Source organism: Dactylosporangium siamense, from assembly GCF_016862795.1.
Classification (GTDB): domain Bacteria; phylum Actinomycetota; class Actinomycetes; order Mycobacteriales; family Micromonosporaceae; genus Dactylosporangium; species Dactylosporangium siamense.
This window is the reverse complement of record NZ_BONQ01000125.1, coordinates 185657-203400: the sequence shown is the minus strand read 5'-3', so window position 1 is coordinate 203400 and position 17744 is coordinate 185657. Positions and strand designations below refer to the sequence as shown.

The 17744-nt window shown below is 75.2% G+C and carries 7 protein-coding genes; 3 read left to right on the top strand and 4 right to left on the bottom strand.

The genetic code is table 11. The annotated features are described in order from the left end of the window. Positions 1–130 precede the first annotated feature (130 nt). From Dsi01nite_RS39640 to Dsi01nite_RS39625, 4 genes are all read right to left on the bottom strand, one after another. On the bottom strand, positions 131–994 hold the full coding sequence (locus Dsi01nite_RS39640) for a peptidoglycan DD-metalloendopeptidase family protein (protein ID WP_203851528.1): 864 nt from the start codon (positions 992–994) through the stop codon (positions 131–133). Between the two features lie 97 nt (positions 995–1091). Then, positions 1092–1838, bottom strand: a complete 747-nt coding sequence (locus Dsi01nite_RS59215) for a sialidase family protein (RefSeq protein ID WP_239136507.1) — start codon at positions 1836–1838, stop codon at positions 1092–1094. A 66-nt stretch (positions 1839–1904) separates the two neighbouring features. Next, positions 1905–2639, bottom strand: coding sequence for a dienelactone hydrolase family protein (locus Dsi01nite_RS39630; RefSeq protein WP_203851527.1), 735 nt, complete (start codon positions 2637–2639; stop codon positions 1905–1907). A gap of 24 nt (positions 2640–2663) precedes the next feature. Beyond that, on the bottom strand, positions 2664–3890 hold the full coding sequence (locus tag Dsi01nite_RS39625) for a glycosyltransferase (protein ID WP_203851526.1): 1227 nt from the start codon (positions 3888–3890) through the stop codon (positions 2664–2666). Positions 3891–4163: 273 nt separating this feature from the next. Here Dsi01nite_RS39625 and Dsi01nite_RS39620 point away from each other — a divergent pair, with 273 nt between their 5' ends. Genes Dsi01nite_RS39620 through Dsi01nite_RS39610 form a run of 3 tightly spaced genes read left to right on the top strand, consistent with a single transcriptional unit; the run spans position 4164 to position 17733 of the window. Further along, positions 4164–12143, top strand: coding sequence for a non-ribosomal peptide synthetase (locus tag Dsi01nite_RS39620; RefSeq protein WP_203851525.1), 7980 nt, complete (start codon positions 4164–4166; stop codon positions 12141–12143). After that, the gene (locus Dsi01nite_RS39615; RefSeq protein ID WP_203851524.1) at positions 12140–17560 is read left to right on the top strand and encodes a non-ribosomal peptide synthetase/MFS transporter; all 5421 of its coding nucleotides are present in this window, start codon (positions 12140–12142) and stop codon (positions 17558–17560) included. Before Dsi01nite_RS39620 ends, Dsi01nite_RS39615 begins: the two co-directional genes overlap by 4 nt. Beyond that, positions 17557–17733 carry an MbtH family protein gene (locus Dsi01nite_RS39610; protein ID WP_203851523.1) on the top strand — a complete coding sequence of 59 codons (177 nt, stop codon included), beginning with the start codon at positions 17557–17559 and terminating at the stop codon, positions 17731–17733. Before Dsi01nite_RS39615 ends, Dsi01nite_RS39610 begins: the two co-directional genes overlap by 4 nt. The last annotated feature ends 11 nt before the right edge of the window (positions 17734–17744 follow it).

Below are 17744 nucleotides of genomic sequence, written 5' to 3'. Positions count from 1 at the left end.
GACGGCACGGACGGTGACCACGCCACCCTGTCGCACGGCCGAAGGCCGGGCGGTGCCATCAAGTCCCCGCAACTGAAGCTGAATATTTGAAGGGCATGACGACCAGAGCCGCGAACCGCAACCAACGGGGTCAGGCGACGGGAGCGCCGGCGGTGCGCATGAAGGGGACCGGGTCGATCGCGTTCAGGCGGGTGGCGGGGCGGCCGAAGTGGACCTCGAAGTGCAGGTGCGGGCCGGACGAGTTGCCGGACGTGCCGACGAAGCCGATGGTCTGGCCCGCCGTCACCTGCTGGCCGACCGTGACGTCGGGGCGGCGGACCATGTGGCAGTAGCGGGTGGTGATGTCGCCGGCGTGGTGGATCTCGACGTACCAGCCGCAGCCCTTGACGCTGGGTGAGCCGTCGACGTCGCAGGACGGGCCAGAGGTGTTGCACACGACGGTGATGACGGTGCCGGCGGCGGTGGCGAGGATCGGGGTCTCGCGGGCGGCCATGATGTCGATGCCGTCGTGGGTGGGGCGGGAGACGGTGCGGAAGCCGCTGGTGCCCTTGCCCGGCACCGGGGCGACCCAGGTCCCGACCGCCACGGCGCCGGTCGGCGGCACGATCACCGGCGTGGGCGTGGGTGACACCGTCAAGACCGGCGTAGGCGTGATCACCGGCGCGGGACAGGACGGCGGGGCCTTGCGGCGGCTCACGTACGCGTCGGACACGTAGGCGCCGCTGCTGAGCCGGTCCCACCGGTCCGTGGTGCGGACCTTGCCCTTGGTCTTAGGGCCGGCCACCGAGCACACGAGGGCGAGCTTCGCCCCGTTGCGCAGCGAGCCGACGGCGGCCGAGGCGGCCGTCGGCGCGGCGCGGACGGTGAGCTTCACCTTGCCCGAGGAGACGGTGCCGGGCAGTGCCGCGGGAGCGGCGGTCGCCGCCGGTCCGAGCAGGGCCAGCCCGGCGCTGCTCGCGACCGCCAGCCCGAGAATCGTGAGACGCCGACGCATGGGTACCGCCAAGGGGGACGGGGCCGGGCCTTCTCCCCGCCGTGTCCCCTCAGGTTGCGCGGCCCCGGGTCCTTCCCGGGTGCCGCGCGGGTGCCGTTCAGGAGGGACCCACCTGGCGCCGGGTCCAGTGCAGGCCGTCCGGTGAGGTGTAGACCGCCGTGCGGTCGAAGGCGGTGTAGACGCCGGGCGCGGCGAGCTGGACCGGCTGCCCCATCTGGTCGATGTGCTCCAGGCCGGTCGTCGGCGCCGGTTTCGTGAAGGCGCCGGAGGTGCCGGCGTACCACTCGGCCGGGTTTTCGATCACGGTCTGCACGACGAGGGTGCCGTCGGCGGTGACGAACGCGCGCTCGCCGTGTTGCAGCCACGGCGGCTCGTGCCCACGGTCGCCGCGCTGCCAGGTGAGGCCGCCGTCGGCGCTGCGGTAGACGAGCAGCCGGTTCTTGCCGTCGTTCTGGACGGCGGTGACGACGGCGTACACGGTGGTGCCGTCCAGGGTGACGATGCCGACCTGCTGGTTGTTGACTCCGGTCGGGTAGTCGGCCTCGTCCTTGCCGAACACGTGCGTGGACCAGGTCCGGCCGTTGTCGCGGCTGACGGCGACCCCGGTGTACCTGCCCTGCTGGACGAATCCGGAGACCCACAGCCCGGTGCCCGGCGGCGTCGGGTTGACCGCGATCGGGGTGAGGTTCGCCGGCTGGGCCGCCAGTTGGGTCAGGTCGTCGGCCCAGTGCCAGTCGCCGCACAGCAGGTAGGCGGTGCGACGGACCACGTCACGCCGCGCCGCGTAGAACTCGCTGAACTGCGCCTGATCATCCGAAGGGTCCCCCGATGTGTCACCCGGCATCTGCGCCTCCTCGCCGGATAGGTGCACACCGGCGGCCCGCCGGGTTTACCCGCGCGACGAAAAACTTCAGCGCGCCGTGAAGAAGGACACCGCCTCCGTCAGCGCCAGGTCGGTGAGCACCGGGTCGTGCCGGGCACCGACGTCGCGCATGAAGGCGTGCTCGCCGCCGGCGTACACGTGCAGCTCGAGGTCCTCCAGGCCGGCGGTGTACAGGGCGGACAGGATCTCGACGCGGGCGGCGGCGGGGACGTGCGGGTCCTGCGCACCGAACACGATCATGAGCCGGCCGCCGATCGAGGCGGCGAGCGCGAGGGAGCCCGCGTCGGCGTCGGCGCCCAGGGCGCCGTTGTGCAGGCCGGTCGGGTAGAAGCACACGGTGGCCGCGACCCGCGGGTCGAGGGCGGCCCGAAACGCCAGGTGTCCGCCGATGCAGAAGCCGGTCGCGAACAGGGTGGTGGTGTCGGCGCGCCGCTCCAGGTAGTCCAGCACCGCGACCCGGTCGGCGTCGAACTGGGCGGTGGTGGTGGCCGCGGCACCGGCGAGGCCGGCCCGCTTGCCGTCGTCGTCGAACTCCAGCGCGACGCCGGCGAGGTCGCCGTGCGGGTAGATCTCCGGGACGCAGACGACGAACCCGGCGGAGGCGAGCCGCCGGGCGGTGCGCAGGGTCGACTCGGTCAGCTGGAAGATGTCGGTGTACAGCAGCACGCCCGGCAACGGGTCGTCCCCGAGGGGGCGCAGCACCACGGATCGGATCGCACCACCGGGTGCCGGCACCGGCACCTCGTCCTCACGCAGCTTCATGCCCAGTGACATTACGGGTCCGGGTCACCGCCGGGCCGCGAGACGCAGGGCAAGGACGCGGCGCTGCTCCGGGGTGAGCCGGCGGGGGCCCGCCGACAGCAGCTCCTCGAGGGTTGCGGCGGCGCGGTCCGGGGCGGCGTCCTCGGGCTCGTCGAGCAACCCGGCCACCCGCGCGCCGTAGCCGGTGTCGGCCGCGGCGGCCTCCAGGTGCGCCGCGACCGCGTGCGGCGCCCACTCCGGCTCCGGGGCCCAGCGGGCGGCTCCACGGGCGGCCAGCCGCGCGGCGTTGTCGGGACGGTCGGCGCCGTAGGCCATGATGACCTGCGGCGTGCCGGCGCGCATGGCCCGCACCGCGGTGCCGATACCACCGTGGTGCAGGATCGCGGCGACCTGCGGCAGCACAGCCGGGAACGGCAGCCGTGGGTGCCAGTCCACATCGGACGGCAGCCGGGCCGGCAGCAGGGCCCGGTCGGGCGCGACGACCAGCGCGGGGCGACCGGTGGCCGCGACGGCGTCCAGGGCGACCGGGTAGAAGCGCGGGTGCAGCAGCTGGCCGGTGCCGCCGGTGACCAGCAGCGGGCGGCCGGCGACGGGCCACGGCTCCGGCGACGCCGGGTCGCCCGTGACGAAGCCGGTCAGGGTCACGCCGGCGGCCGCGCGCGGGCCGGACGCGTCGAACCACGCGGGCCACAGGCCGAGCACGGCACGGGCGGAGCGCAGCCAGCCGCCCCAGTCCCCCACCGGCGGCAGGCCGAGGCCGGCCCGGACGGCGTCGATGCCGGGGGCGAGGCCGGCCCGGACGTGCGCGGCGGCGACCGGCGCGACGAGCAGCTGGACCGGCGCGACCGCGACCCAGGCGGCGGGCGCGGCGAGCAGGTCGGCGGCGACGAGCACGGACAGCGCCGACGTGTGCCGCCCGACCAGGACGGTGCGGCCGGGCCGGTGCCGCTCCGCGATGAGGTCGACCTCGCGTCGCAGCTGCGCGAACAGGCCTTCCCGCTCGTAGTAGTCGCGCAGTTCGTGCGGCCGGCGGGCGGCGAGGAGGTCGGGCGTGCGGCGCTGGCCGGCCTCGTACCGCGCGACGGTGTCGACGGCGGCGAAGCCCAGCCCGGCGGCGCGGGCCCGGTCGGCGTAGGGCGCGTGGCTGATGAGTGTCACGGCGTGCCCGCGGGCGGCGAGGGCGGCGCCGATGCGGACGAACGGCAGGACGTCGCCGGCGGTGCCGTGCGTCACGAGCAGGAACTCCCCCATCGGCGCAGTATGGCCGCACCGACCGAGCGCGATCAATGCCCATACGACGGAGAATCACGTACCGTAACCATTGATGATCAAAGATTCGTCAATTTCGGGCGTAGGTCCGATTTATGACGCGGGTGTTTCCGGATCTCTTGACGCTTGGCTATCGACGTCAGTAGCGTGCTCGCGGAATGGAAGCGCTCCCATGGCCGTCCGCGCACCCCAGCGACGCGCCGAAGCGGCGCTGCATGCTGCACGCAGATCAATGTTTCGGGGGAAACGTCTGCCATGGTCTCGCCGGTTATCGACCCACGCCGCCGCGCCGCGCTCACGAAGTTGCTGGCCGCCAAATACCGCGAGGTCACCCCGATCACCGCGCAGCCGCGCGACGGCCGGACGTTCCCGTGCACCCCCGCTCAGCGCCGGATCTGGCTCGCCGACCAGTTCGACCCGGCCCGCGCCGCCGTCCCGAACGCGACGTTCGGCCTGCGCCTCGACGGCCCGCTGCGCATCGACGCCCTTGAGGCCGCGTTCGCCGCGGTGGTCCGCCGCCACGAGGCCATGCGGACCGTGTACATCGTCGAGGACGGCCGGCCGCGGCAGCTCGTCCTGGACTCCGGCCCGGCCCCGGTCGACCTGATCGACCTCACGGCCACCGGCGACCCCGAAACGGCCACCGGCGACCCCGAAACAGCCACCGGCGACCCCGAAACAGCCACCGAAGGCGGCCCCGAAAAGCAGGCCGCCGAGTACGCCGCGGCCGCCGCCGCCGAACGGTTCGACCTGAGCCACGGCCCGCTGTTCCGGGCCACCGTGCTGCGCCTGGCCGAGGACCGGCACGTGCTGCTGTTCGCCGGGCACCACATCGCCTTCGACGAGCAGTCCGTCGCGATCGTCGAACGCGACCTCGCCGCCGCCTACGCCGGTCGGCTGACCCCCGGCCCGGCGCTGCAGTACGCGGACTACGCGACCTGGCTCGCGGACGCTCCCGCCGCCACGGACCGGCTCGGGCACTGGCTCGAACGGTTCACCCCACCACCGGCCGACCTGGAGCTGCCGTTCGCGATACGGCCCGCCGACCCGGACGGCGCCACCCGCAGCGTGCGCACGACCCTGCCGCCCGGGACCCTGGACCGGTTGCGGCCCGACCCGTCCGCCACCCCGTTCGTCGTGCTCATGGCGCTGCTCGACGTGGTGCTCATGCGGTACACCGGCCGCCACGACCTGTGCGTCGGCACCGTGTCCTCCGGCCGGGCGCGGGTGGAGCTGGAGCCGGTCGTCGGGTGCTTCCTCAACCCGGTCGCGGTCCGGACCGACCTGCGCGGCGCGGCGACCTTCGGCGAGGTGGTCCGGCGGGCCCGGCACGCCGTCGTCGAGGCGTTCAGCCGGGAGGTGCCGTTCGAGGAGGTCGTCGCGGCGGTCAATCCGGCCCGGCGGCCCGGCGTGCACCCGCTGTTCCAGGTCGCGCTGCACCTGCACCGGCACCGCGCCGACAGCGACGGCTGGCCGGGACTCACCGCACGGACGTGGCACCACGAGGTCGGCGCGCCGGGGCTGGACCTGACCGTCGAGGCGACCCCGCTACCCGGCGGCGGCGCGGAGCTGACGTTCCGGCACCCGGTCGGCGTGCTGGAGCCCGGCGCCGCCGAGCGGCTCGCCGCCGACTTCCGCGCCGTCGCCGCGGCCCTCGCCGGCGACCTCGACCGTCCGCTGCCGGGCATCGGACCGTCCGGCGAGGACATCGCGCTCACCGGCCGCTGGAACGACACCGCGGCACCCACCGGCGGGACCGTCCCGGACCTGGTGGCCCGGCGGGTCACGACGGCGCCCGGCGGCCCCGCGGTCGTCGCCGGCGCGGTGACGCTCACCGCCGCGGACCTGTCCGCCCGCGCCGACGCGATCGCCGCGGCGCTCCAGGCCGCCGGTTGCGCACGGGGCACGCTCGTCGCCGTCCGCGTGGACCGCTCGGCGGACCTGCCGGCGGCGGTGCTGGGCGTGTGGCGGGCCGGCGGCGCCTACGTGCCGATCGACCCCGACTACCCGCCGGCCCGGCAGGCGCTCGTCCTCGCCGACTGCGCCGCGCCGATCGTGCTGACGCAACAGGCACTGCTGGCGGACCTGCCGCCGCACGACGCGACCGTGGTCCTCCTCGACGACGTCACCGGTACCGCATCCGAACCCCGAACGACCACGGTCACCGCCGGCGACGTCGCCTACGTGCTCTACACCTCCGGCTCGACCGGCCGGCCCAAGGGCGTCGCGGTCGAGCACGGCGCCCTCGCCAACTTCGTCCTCGACATGCGGGACCGCCTCGAGGCCGGACCCGGGGACCGGTGGCTCGCCGTCACGTCCCTGGCCTTCGACATCGCCGGCCTGGAGCTGTTCCTGCCGCTCGTCGCCGGCGGCCGGGTCGTCGTGGCCGGCGAGGCGCTGCTGCGCGACGGCGCCGGGCTCACCGCCCTCGCCCGCGACGCCAGCGTGACGCACGTCCAGACCACGCCGTCCCGGTGGCGGCTGCTGCTGGCCGCCGGGTTCGACGGGCCCGGCGTGACCGCGCTCGTCGGCGGCGAGGCGCTGCCGGTGCCACTCGCCCGGCAGCTGCGGGCCGTCGTGGGCCGGCTCGTCAACGTGTACGGGCCGACGGAGACGACCATCTGGTCGACCGCCTGGGAGGTGCCCGCCGACCCGCGCGAGGTCCTCATCGGCGGGCCGATCGCCAACACGCGGGTGCACCTGTGCGACGACCTCGGCCGGCCGGTGCCGGTCGGTGCCGCCGGTGAGCTGTGCGTCGGCGGTGGCGGCGTGGCCCGCGGCTACCTCGACCGGCCCGGGCTCACCGCCGACCGGTTCCGGCCCGACCCGTGGGGCCCGCCGGGGGCCAGGCTGTACCGCACGGGCGACCTGGCCCGGTGGCGCCCGGACGGGCAGCTCGAGTTCCTCGGCCGCGGCGACGACCAGGTGAAGCTCAACGGCCACCGGCTCGAGCTCGGCGACGTCGAGGCGCGGCTGGCGGAGCTGCCCGGCGTGACCCAGGCGGCGGCCGCGGTGCACGGCGACCCGGCCGCGGAGCGCTGGCTCGCCGGCTACCTGGTGACCCGCGACGGCACCGCCCCGCAGGACTGGCGGCAACGGCTCGCCGCGGTGCTCCCGGCGGCCGTGACACCGCGGCACGTCATCGTCGTCGACCACCTGCCGCTGACCCCGAACGGCAAGCTCGACCGGGCCGCGCTGCCCGCCCCGGACCCGGTTGCCGCGGGCGCGGGCGCCGCACCGCGGTCGGCGACCGAACGGCTCGTCGCCGACGTCTGGTCGGAGGTGCTCGGCCGCGACGGGATCGGCGTCGACGACGACTTCTTCACCCTGGGCGGGCATTCGCTGCCGGCGATGACCGTCGCGGCGCGGCTGTCGGAGGTGTCCGGCCTGGAGGTGTCGGTGCGTTCGGTGCTCGCGCACCCGACGGTCGCCGAGCTGGCCGCCGCGATCGACGGTCTCACCGGGGCCGGCGCCCGCAGCACCGGGCCGATCGTCCGGCGCCCGGACGGCGACGCGCCGCTGTCGGCCGGGCAGCAGCGGCTGTGGTTCCTGCACCGGCTCGACCCGACCGACGCCGCCTACAACATGAACCTCACGTACCGGCTGCGCGGGCCCCTCGACGTCGACCGCCTGGACGCGGCGCTCGGCGTGGTCGTCGACCGGCACGAGGTGCTGCGGACCCGGTTCCTGGAACGCGACGAGGACCTGGTCCAGGTCGTCGATCCCCCGGGCGGCGTCCACCTCCAGGTGACCGACGGCGACGCCCGGCAGGCCGTCGCGGCCTGGACAAACGCGCCCTTCGACCTGACCGCCGGGTCGCCGCTGCGCGCCGGGCTGGTGCGCCTCGCCGAGAGCGAGAGCGAGAGCGAGAACGAGAACGAGAACGAGAACGAGAACGATCACGTGCTGTGCCTGGTGCTGCACCACATCGCCGGCGACGGCCGGTCCCTGGGCATCCTCGTCGAGGAGCTGCACGCCGCCTACGCGGGAACCGCGCTGCCGCCGCTGCCGGTGCAGTACGCGGACTTCGCCGCCTGGCAACGGGCCAGGCCCGACGACGACGCCGCGCTCGCGTACTGGGCCGGCCAGCTCGACGGCGTCAGCACCCTGGAGCTGGCCACCGACCGGCCCCGGCCGCCGGCGCAGACCTCGCGCGGCGCGTTCGTGCGGCACCGCCTCGACGCCGGGCTCGCCGACGCCGTGGACCGCGTCGCCCACGCCGAGCGCTGCACCCCGTTCATGCTGCTGCTCGCCGCGTATCAGGCCGTCCTGGCCCGGCACACCGGTCAGGACGAGGTCAGCGTCGGCTCGTCGATCTCCGACCGGGCCCGGCCCGAACTGCGCGACCTCGTCGGGATGTTCGTCAACACGCTCGTGCTGCGCACCGACGTGTCCGGCGACCCGACGTTCCGCGAGCTGCTCGCCCGCGTCCGCGACACCGCCCTGGCCGCCTACGCCCACCCGGACATCCCGTTCGAACGCCTCACCGCGGCCCTGGACCTGCCCCGGGACCCGAGCCGCACCGCGCTGTTCCAGACCATGCTGATCCTGCACACCGAGGACGGCGCCGGCCTCGACGTGCTGCCCGGCGTCACCGCCGAGCTGATCGACGACGGGTTCGTGCAGGCGAAGTTCGACCTGATGCTGGACGCCTGGCGGGAGCCGGACGGGCTGCAGCTGTCGCTGAACTACCGCACCGACCTGTTCGACGCGGCCACGGCCGACCGCCTGATCACCCGCCTCGGGCTGCTGCTGGAGGCCGTCGCCGCCGACCCGGGCCGCCGGCTGTCCGACCTGGACCTGTCGACCCCGCAGGAGCGGGCCGAGCTGCTGGACCTGGGCCGCGGGCCGGTCCGCGCCGAACCCGACGACGACGTGGCCGGGCTGGTCGCGGCCTGGGCGCGCCGGACCCCGGAGGCCCTCGCCGTCGTCTGCGGCCCGGACCGGCTGACCTACGCCGACCTCGACCGCCGCGCGACCCGCCGCGCCGCCGCGCTGCGCGGCCTCGGCGTCGGACCCGACCGGACCGTCGCCGTCGCCCTCGACCGGGGCGTCGAACTCGTCGTGACCCTGCTCGCGGTCCTGCGGGCCGGCGGCGCGTACGTGCCCATCGACCCGCGCTACCCGCAGGCCCGCCGGGAGCTGCTGCTGCGCGACTGCGGCGCGACCGTCCTCGTCACCCCGGACACCCTGCCCGAGGGCGCCGGCACCCCGGGCCCGGACGCCGCCGGACCCGGCCACCTCGCCTACGTCATCTACACCTCCGGCTCGACCGGCACACCCAAGGGTGTCGGGGTGACCTGGGCCGCGTTCGCCGCACGGGTCGCGTGGATGCGGCAGCGGTACGCGCTGAGCGTCGACGACCAGGTCGTGCAGTTCGCGTCGATCAGCTTCGACACGCACGTCGAGGAGGTGTGGCCGGCGCTGACCGCAGGGGCGCGGCTGGTGCTGCCGGAGCCCGGCGAGGACCTGCCCGAGCTCCTCGCCCGCGAGCCCGGCATCACCGTGCTGGACCTGCCGACGCCGTACTGGCACGAGCTCGCCGGCATCGTCGGGGAGGTCCGCTGGCCGGCGGCGCTGCGGCTGCTGATCCTCGGCGCCGACCAGGTCCGCGCCGACGCCCTGGCCGCCTGGTTCGGGCACGTCGGCGACCGGGTCACCGTGCTCAACACCTACGGACCGACCGAGGCGACCGTCATCGCCACCACCGCCGAGCTGCACGCCGACGACGGCGGGCGGCGGCCACCGATCGGCACCCCGATCTCCGACACCCGCCTCTACGTCGTCGACCGTGACCTGCGCCTGGTCCCCGCCGGCGGGCCCGGTGAGCTGTGCATCGCCGGGGCCGGGCTGGCCCGCGGCTACCTGGGCCGCCCGGCGCTGACCGCGGACCGGTTCCGCCCCGACCCGTTCGGCCCGCCCGGTGACCGGCTGTACCGCACCGGCGACCTCGTCCGGTGGCGCACCGACGGGCAGCTCGAGTTCCTCGGCCGGCTCGACGACCAGGTGAAGATCCGCGGCTTCCGGATCGAGCCGGGCGAGGTCGAGGCCGCTCTTACGGCGCTGCCCGGGGTGCGGCAGGCGGCGGTCGTCGCCCGCCCGGACGCCGCCGGGCACCTGGTCCTCGCCGGCTACGCCGCCGGCGACGGGCTGCGCGCCGACGACCTGCGCCGGGCCCTCGCCGAGCGGCTGCCACCGTTCCTCGTGCCGACGCACCTCATCCCGGTCGAACGGATCCCGCTGACGGTCAACGGCAAGGTCGACCGGGCCGCGCTGCCGGCGCCGGACGCCGCCGGCGGCGGTTACGTCGCGCCCCGCACCCCGACCGAGGACCTCGTCGCCCAGGTGTGGGCCGGGGTCCTGGGACTGGACCGGGTCGGCGCCGACGACGACTTCTTCGCCCTCGGCGGGCACTCGCTGCTCGCGGTCGGCGTCGTCGCCCGGCTGTGCGCGGCCACCGGCCGGGACGTGCCGGTCCGGGCGCTGTTCCTGCAGCCGACCGTGGCCGGGCTCGCCGCCGCCGTGGACCGGCTGCGCAGCGGCGACGACGAGCCCGTGGCCCGCCGCGCCGACGGGCCGGCGCCGCTGTCGTTCGGCCAGCAACGGCTGTGGTTCCTGCACCAGCTGGACCCGGCCGACGCCTCCTACAACATCAGCGTCGCGTACCGGCTGCGCGGGCCCGTCTCCGAACCGGCACTCCGCGCGGCCCTGACCAAGGTCGTCGAACGGCACGGGTCGCTGCGGACCCGCTACACGGCCGGCGAGGACGAGCCGATGCAGGAGCTCCTGCCGCCCGGCGGCATCGAACTGACCACTGTGGACGGCGACGGCGACGGCGACGCCGAGCGGATCGTCATGGGGTGGAGCAACACGCCGTTCGACCTGACCGCCGGGGCGTTGCTGCGCGCCGGACTGGTGCGGATCGCCGAAAACGATCACGTGCTGTCCCTGGTCGTGCACCACATCGCCGGCGACGGCCGGTCGATGGGCATCCTCGTGGAGGACCTGCGGGCGGCGTACGGGCAGCAGACCCTGCCGGAGCTGCCGGTGCGGTACGCCGACTTCGCCGCCTGGCAGCGCACCCGCGTCCTCGACGACGACTCGCTCGGCTACTGGCGCGGCCAGCTCACCGGGGTGCCGGTGCTGGACCTGCCGACCGACCGGCCGCGACCGGAGCTGTCCGGGTTCGCCGGCGACTTCCTCGCCCACGACCTGCCGGAGCCGGTCGTGGGCGCGGTGCGGCGGCTCGCGGCCGACGCCAGGTCCACGCCGTTCATGCTGCTGCTCAGCGCCTACCAGGTGCTCCTCGCCAGGCTCACCGGCCAGGACGACGTCTGCGTCGGCACCCCCGTGGAGCACCGCCCCCGCGTCGAGGTCGCCGGCGTCGCCGGCTACTTCGTCAACACCCTCGCCCTGCGCGGCGACCTGTCCGGCGACCCCACGTTCCGGCAGCTCCTCGCGCGGACCCGGGACACCGCGCTGGCCGGGTACGCGCACCAGGACGTCCCGTTCGACCGGCTCCTCGCCTCACTCGACGTGCCGCGGCTGCTGAACCGGACCCCGCTGTTCCAGACCATGTTCACCATGCACACCGAGGACACCGCCGGCACCGAGGTGCTGCCCGGGGTGACCGCCGACTTCTTCGACCCGGGCGTGCGGCAGGCGAAGTTCGAGCTGAGCCTCGACGTGTGGCGCACCGGCGGCGGGCTGCGGCTCGTGTACGGCTACCGCACCGACCTGTTCGACCGCGCCACCGTCGACGGGCTGGCCGGCCGGTTCGCGGCGCTGCTCGGCGCGGTCCTCGCCGCACCCGACGCGCCACTGTCCACCGTGGACGCGTCCGGCGACGGCGCCGACCGGGCCCGGCTGCTCGCCGTGCCGGCCCGCACCGACCGGCCCGCCGTCGCCGACGCACCGACGGGTGGATACGTGCCGCCCCGCACCGCCGCCGAGGAGCTCGTCGCCGGCGTCTGGTGCGAGGTCCTCGGCCTGGACCGGGTCGGCGCCCACGACGACTTCTTCGCCGTCGGCGGTCACTCGCTGCTCGCCATGAAGGTCGCCGGCCGGCTGCGCGCCGCGACCGGCACCGAGGTCCCGCTGCGGACCATGTTCAGCCACCCGGACCTCGGCGGGCTCGCCGGGGCCGTGGAGGCGCTGATGATCGCCGACCTGGCCGCGCTGACCGACGAGGACGCCGAAGCGTTGCTCGCGCTGGACGAGGAGCCGACCCCGTGACCACTGCCCGCGAGGGACTGTCCGCCGCCAAGCTGGCCCTGCTGGAACGCCGGCTGCGCCAGCAGGCCCCCACCGGGCCGGTCGTCCCGGCGCTGCCCGACGACCGGCCGGCGCCGCTGTCGTTCGCGCAGGAGCGGCTGTGGTTCCTGGAGCAGTTCGCGCCCGGCACCGGCGCCGCGAGCATCCCCGTCGTGCTGCGCCTGCACGGCGAGCTCGACCCGGCCGCCCTGGCCGCCGCGTTCACCGGGGTCGTCGCCCGGCACGAGCCGCTGCGCAGCCGGTTCACCGACCCCGGCGACGGCCGGCCGGTGCTGCACATCGACCCACCCGCGACGGTCGACGTCGCGGTCCTGACCGCCGGCGGCGAGGATCCGCAACGCGAGGCCCGGCGTCTCGTGGCGGCGCACGTCGCCGAGCCGTTCGACCTCGCCGCCGGCCCGCTCATCCGGCCGGTGCTGATCCGCCTCGCCGCCGACGACCACCTGCTCGTCGTCGCCGTCCACCACATCGTCACCGACGGCTGGTCGATGGACGTGCTCGCCGACGAGCTCGCCGCCCGGTACTCCGGGACGCCGCTGCCGGACCCGCCGGTGCGCTACCGCGACTACGCCGCCTGGCAGCGCGACCGGATGGCCGGACCGGCGAAGGACGCGGACCTGCGGTACTGGCGGGACGCCCTCGCCGGGGTGGAGGCCCTGGAGCTGCCGACCGACCACCCGCGGCCGGCCCGCCAGACGTTCAACGGCGCCGAACACACCGTCGCGCTCGGCGGTGGGCTGCGCGACGACCTGAAGGCGCTGAGCCTCGCGCACGGGGCGACGCTGTCGATGACGCTGCTCGCCGCGTTCCACGCCGTCCTCGGCCGGGCCGGCGGCCAGACCGGCTTCGCCGTCGGCTCCCCCGTCGCCGGGCGGGCCCACCCGGAGCTGGAGCGCCTGGTCGGCATGTTCGTCAACACGCTGACGCTGCGGGCGCGGCTGGACGGCGACCCGACGTTCACCGAGCTGCTCGCCCGCACCCGGGAGACCTGCCTGGCCGCGTATACGCACCAGGAGCTGCCGTTCGAGCAGCTGGTGCAGGACCTGGACGTGCCGCGGGACGTGCGCCGCCCACCGCTGTTCCAGGCGCTGTTCGCGATGCAGAACTACGCCGAGACCACCGGCCGCGCGTTCGCCGGGCTGACCGTCGGGCACTGGCCGGCGCCGGTCACCGCGACCCGGTTCGAGGTGGAGCTGTACGTCAGGGAGACCCCGGACGAGCTGTGGGCGACGTTCGTCTACAACACCGACCTGTTCACCGAAGGCACCGCCCAGCGGCTGGCCCGGCACCTGTCGGCCTTCCTGCGGGCCGTGGCCGCCGACCCGGACCTGCGACTGTCCGACGTGGACCTCCTGGCGCCCGGCGAGCGCGAGGACCTGGTGCGCCCGCCGCGGCGGGTCGGCCTGCCGGACGGCGCGACCCTGCCGGCACTGATCGCCCGCACCGCCGCCGAGCGGCCCGGCGCCGTCGCCGTCACCTTCGACGGGCGGGACCTCACCTACGCCGACCTCGACGCGCGGTCCGCGGCCCTGGCCGGGCACCTGCGCCGGCTCGGCGTCACCCGGGGCGACCTCGTCGCCGTGTGCGCGGAGCGGTCCCACGACCTGGTCGTCGCGCTCCTGGCCGTCCTGCGGGCCGGCGCCGCCTACGTGCCGCTGGACCCGGAGTATCCACCGGAACGCCTCGCCTTCATGCTCGCCGACGCCGCCGCGCCGGTGGTGCTGACCCAGGCCCGCCTCGCCGGGTCGCTGCCGCCGAGCGACGCGACGGTGGTCGTCCTCGACGACCCCCTGCCGCCCTGCGACCCGCCACCGGACGACCTCACGCCCGACGACGTCGCCTACGTCATCTACACCTCCGGATCGACGGGCCGGCCGAAGGGCGTGCCGAACACCCACCGGGGGATCGTCAACCGGCTCGACTGGATGCAACGCGCGTACCGCCTCCAGGACGACGACGTGGTCCTGCAGAAGACCCCGGCGAGCTTCGACGTGTCGGTGTGGGAGTTCTTCTGGCCGCTGCTGACCGGCGCCCGGCTCGTCCTCGCCGCGCCCGGCGGCCACCGCGACGCCGAACACCTGCGTGACCTGATCCGCGCCGAGCGCGTCACCACGCTGCACTTCGTGCCGTCGATGCTGGCCGTGTTCCTCGGCGCCGACGGCGTGTCCGGATGCACGTCGCTGCGGCGGATCGTGTGCAGCGGCGAGGAGCTGCCGGTCGACCTGGCCCGCCGCTGCCTCGCCACGCTCCCGGCCGCCCTGCACAACCTCTACGGGCCGACCGAGGCCGCGATCGACGTGTCCGCCTGGCACTGCGACGGCGACGCCCTCGCCGGGCTGGCCCGGGTGCCGATCGGCGCGCCGATCCAGAACATCGCCCTCTACGTGCTCGACGCGAAGCTGCGCCCCGTCCCCGCCGGCGTGCCGGGCCAGCTGTTCATCGCCGGCACCGGCCTCGCGACGGGCTACCTGCGGCGGCCGGCGCTGACCGCCGAACGGTTCCGGCCCGACCCGTTCGGGCCGCCCGGCACCCGGATGTACGCGACCGGCGACCTGGCGCTGCGCCGGCCCGACGGCACGATCGACTTCCTCGGCCGCATCGACACCCAGGTGAAGCTGCGCGGGCTGCGCATCGAGCTCGGCGAGATCGAGGTCGCCCTGCGCGACCAGCCGGGGGTCCGCGACGCCGCGGTCATCGTGCGCGAGGACAGCCCCGGCGACAAGCGGCTCGTGGCGTACCTCGCCGCCGGCCCGGACCTCGACGACGCGCCGGTGCGGGCGGCGCTGCGCACCCGGCTGCCCGACTACATGGTCCCGTCCGGGATCGTCGTGCTGCCGGAGCTGCCGCTGACCCCCAACGGCAAGCTCGACCGGCGGGCGCTGCCGGCGCCGGTGATCCGCCGCGACGCCGCGACCGAACTGGTCGAGCCGCGCACCCCGACCGAGCGGCTCATCGCCGGCGTGTGGCGGGACCTGCTCACCGTCGAGACGCTCGGCATCGACGACGACTTCTTCGACCTGGGCGGGCACTCGCTGATCGCCACCCAGGTCGTCGCCCGGCTGCGCACCGCGACCGCCGGCGGCGTGTCGGTCCTCGACGTGTTCCAGCACAGCACCGTGCGGGCCCTCGCGGCGCTGCTGGACACCCCGGCCGGCGCGCGCGGCCCGCGGCGCCTGCTCAACGAGCTGACCCGCCCGGTGCCGGCGGCGCAGCGCGTCGCGTCGCTGGTCTGCGTGCCCTACGGCGGTGGCAGCGCCGTGGTCTACCAGCCGCTGGCGGACGCGCTGCCGGCCGGCTGGTCGCTGCACGCGGTCGCGATCCCCGGGCAGGACATCGGGCTGAAGGAGGACGCGCTGCCCTTCGACGAGCTCGCGGCCCGCTGCACCGCCGAGGTCCTCGAACGGGTCGAGGGTCCCCTGATCGTCTACGGGCACTGCGGTGTCGGCTCGTCGCTCGCGGTCGAGCTGGCCCGGCGGCTCGAAGCGGCCGGGCGCACCGTCGACGCCGTCTACATCGGTGCCGTGTTCCCGTTCGCCCGCCCCACCGGCCGGGTCACCGGCCTGCTGTCGCGGATCGCCGGGCGGGAGGCGCTGCTCGGCAACCGCGTCTACGAGAACTGGCTGCGCTCGATGGGCGTCGACATGGCCGAGTTCGACCGGGCCGAGGCCGACACCATCATCCGCAACATGCGCGAGCACACCAGGCTCGCCGAGGAGTACTTCACCGGCCTGTTCGCCGACGTCGCCGCCGGGCGGATCACGCCGCTGCGGGCGCCGGTCGTGTCCGTCATCGGCAGCCAGGACACGCAGACCGAGTTCTACGCCGAACGCTACCGGGAGTGGCACTTCCTGACCGGCACCACCGCGCTCGTCGTGCTCGACGAGGCCGGGCACTTCTTCCTCAAGTACCGCGCGACCGAGCTCGCCGGCGTGGTGACGGCGGTCCACGGCACCGACGAACCGCTGCGCGACCCCGACGGCGGCTGGGCCGTCGCCGGGCGCTCCACATCGCAGACCGCCGAGGTCGCCACGGGGCCTGAGCCGAGCCTGGGCCGGTTCCTCTCCGTCGCCACCGGGCAGCTGGTGTCGATCGTCGGCTCCGCCCTCACCGAGTTCGCCATTCCACTGTGGATCTACCTGCAGACCGGTTCCCTGGTCCGGTTCGCGGTGTTCGCGGTCCTCGGCCTGGTCCCCGGGATGCTGGTCGCGCCGATCGCGGGTGCCGTCGTCGACCGGTACGACCGCCGCACCGTCATGCTCGTCGGTGACGTCGCCGCCGGCGCCAGCCAGGCGGTCCTGCTCGCGCTCGCCCTCACCGGCAGCCTGCGCGTCGGGCACATCTACGTGCTGCTGGTGACCCTGTCGGTCGCGTTGACGTTCCAGCGGCTCGCGTTCGCCTCCGCGGTGCCGCAGCTCGTGCCCAAGCGGTACCTCGGCCACGCCAACGGCATCGTCCAGCTGAGCTTCGGCGCCGGCCAGTTCCTCGTGCCCCTCGCCGCCGCCGGGCTGATGGCGACCGTCGGGCTGCGTGGGGTGCTGCTGCTGGACGTCGCCAGCTACGTGTGCGCGATCGCCGTCGTGGTGGCCGTCCGGTTCCCGCGGACCCTCGCGTGGGCCCGCCGCGAGACGTTCTGGCAGGAGGTCGTCGGCGGCTGGCGCTACTCCCTCGGCGAGGGCGGCCTGCGGCCGGTGCTCATCTTCTTCGCCGTGCTCAACCTGTTCATGACGCCGCTGTTCCTGCTGCTGTCGCCGCTGGTGCTGTCCTTCGCCGACCTCGACGCGGTGGCCCGGGTCAGCATGGCCGGCGGTCTCGGCGCGATCCTCGGCGGCCTGCTGATGAGCTTCTGGGGCGGCCCGCGCCGGCAGCGGGTCCGCGGCATGCTGCTGGTCGTGCTGCTGCTGGCGGTGTTCAGCGCGCTGCCGGGGCTGCGGACCAGCGAGCTGCTCGTCGCCGTGGGCGCGCTGGGCATGTCGTTCGGCCTGACCCTCACCAACGGCGTCTACACCACGATCGTCCAGGTGAAGGTGCCGCAACGGTTCCACGGCCGGGTGTTCGCGGTGAACACGGTCATCGCGTTCTCCACCATCCCCATCGGCTACGCGGTCGTCGGCCCGCTCGGCAGCCGCCTGCTGGAGCCGCTGATGGCGCCCGGCGGGGCCCTGGCGGGCACGCTCGGCGCCGTCGTTGGCACCGGCCCCGGCCGCGGGACGGCGCTGCTGTTCGTCGTCCTGGCGGCGGTGATGGCGGTGCAGGTCCTCGTGTCGCTGCGGCTGCCGAGCCTGGCCGGGTTCGACGACCGCGTCCCGGACGCCGTCCCCGACGACCTGATCGGCGCGCGGGTGCGGGCACAGAAGCAGGCGAAGGAGTCACAACGATGAGTGAGCAGCTGTACCAGGTGGTCCGCAACGACGAGGACCAGTACTCGATCTGGCCGGCCGGGGAGGACCCGCCCGCCGGCTGGCACCCCGACGGCACCGCCGGCGACCGGCAGGAGTGCCTCGACCACATCGACGCCGCGTGGACCGACATGCGTCCCCGCAGCGCGCGCTGAACGGCAGGAGA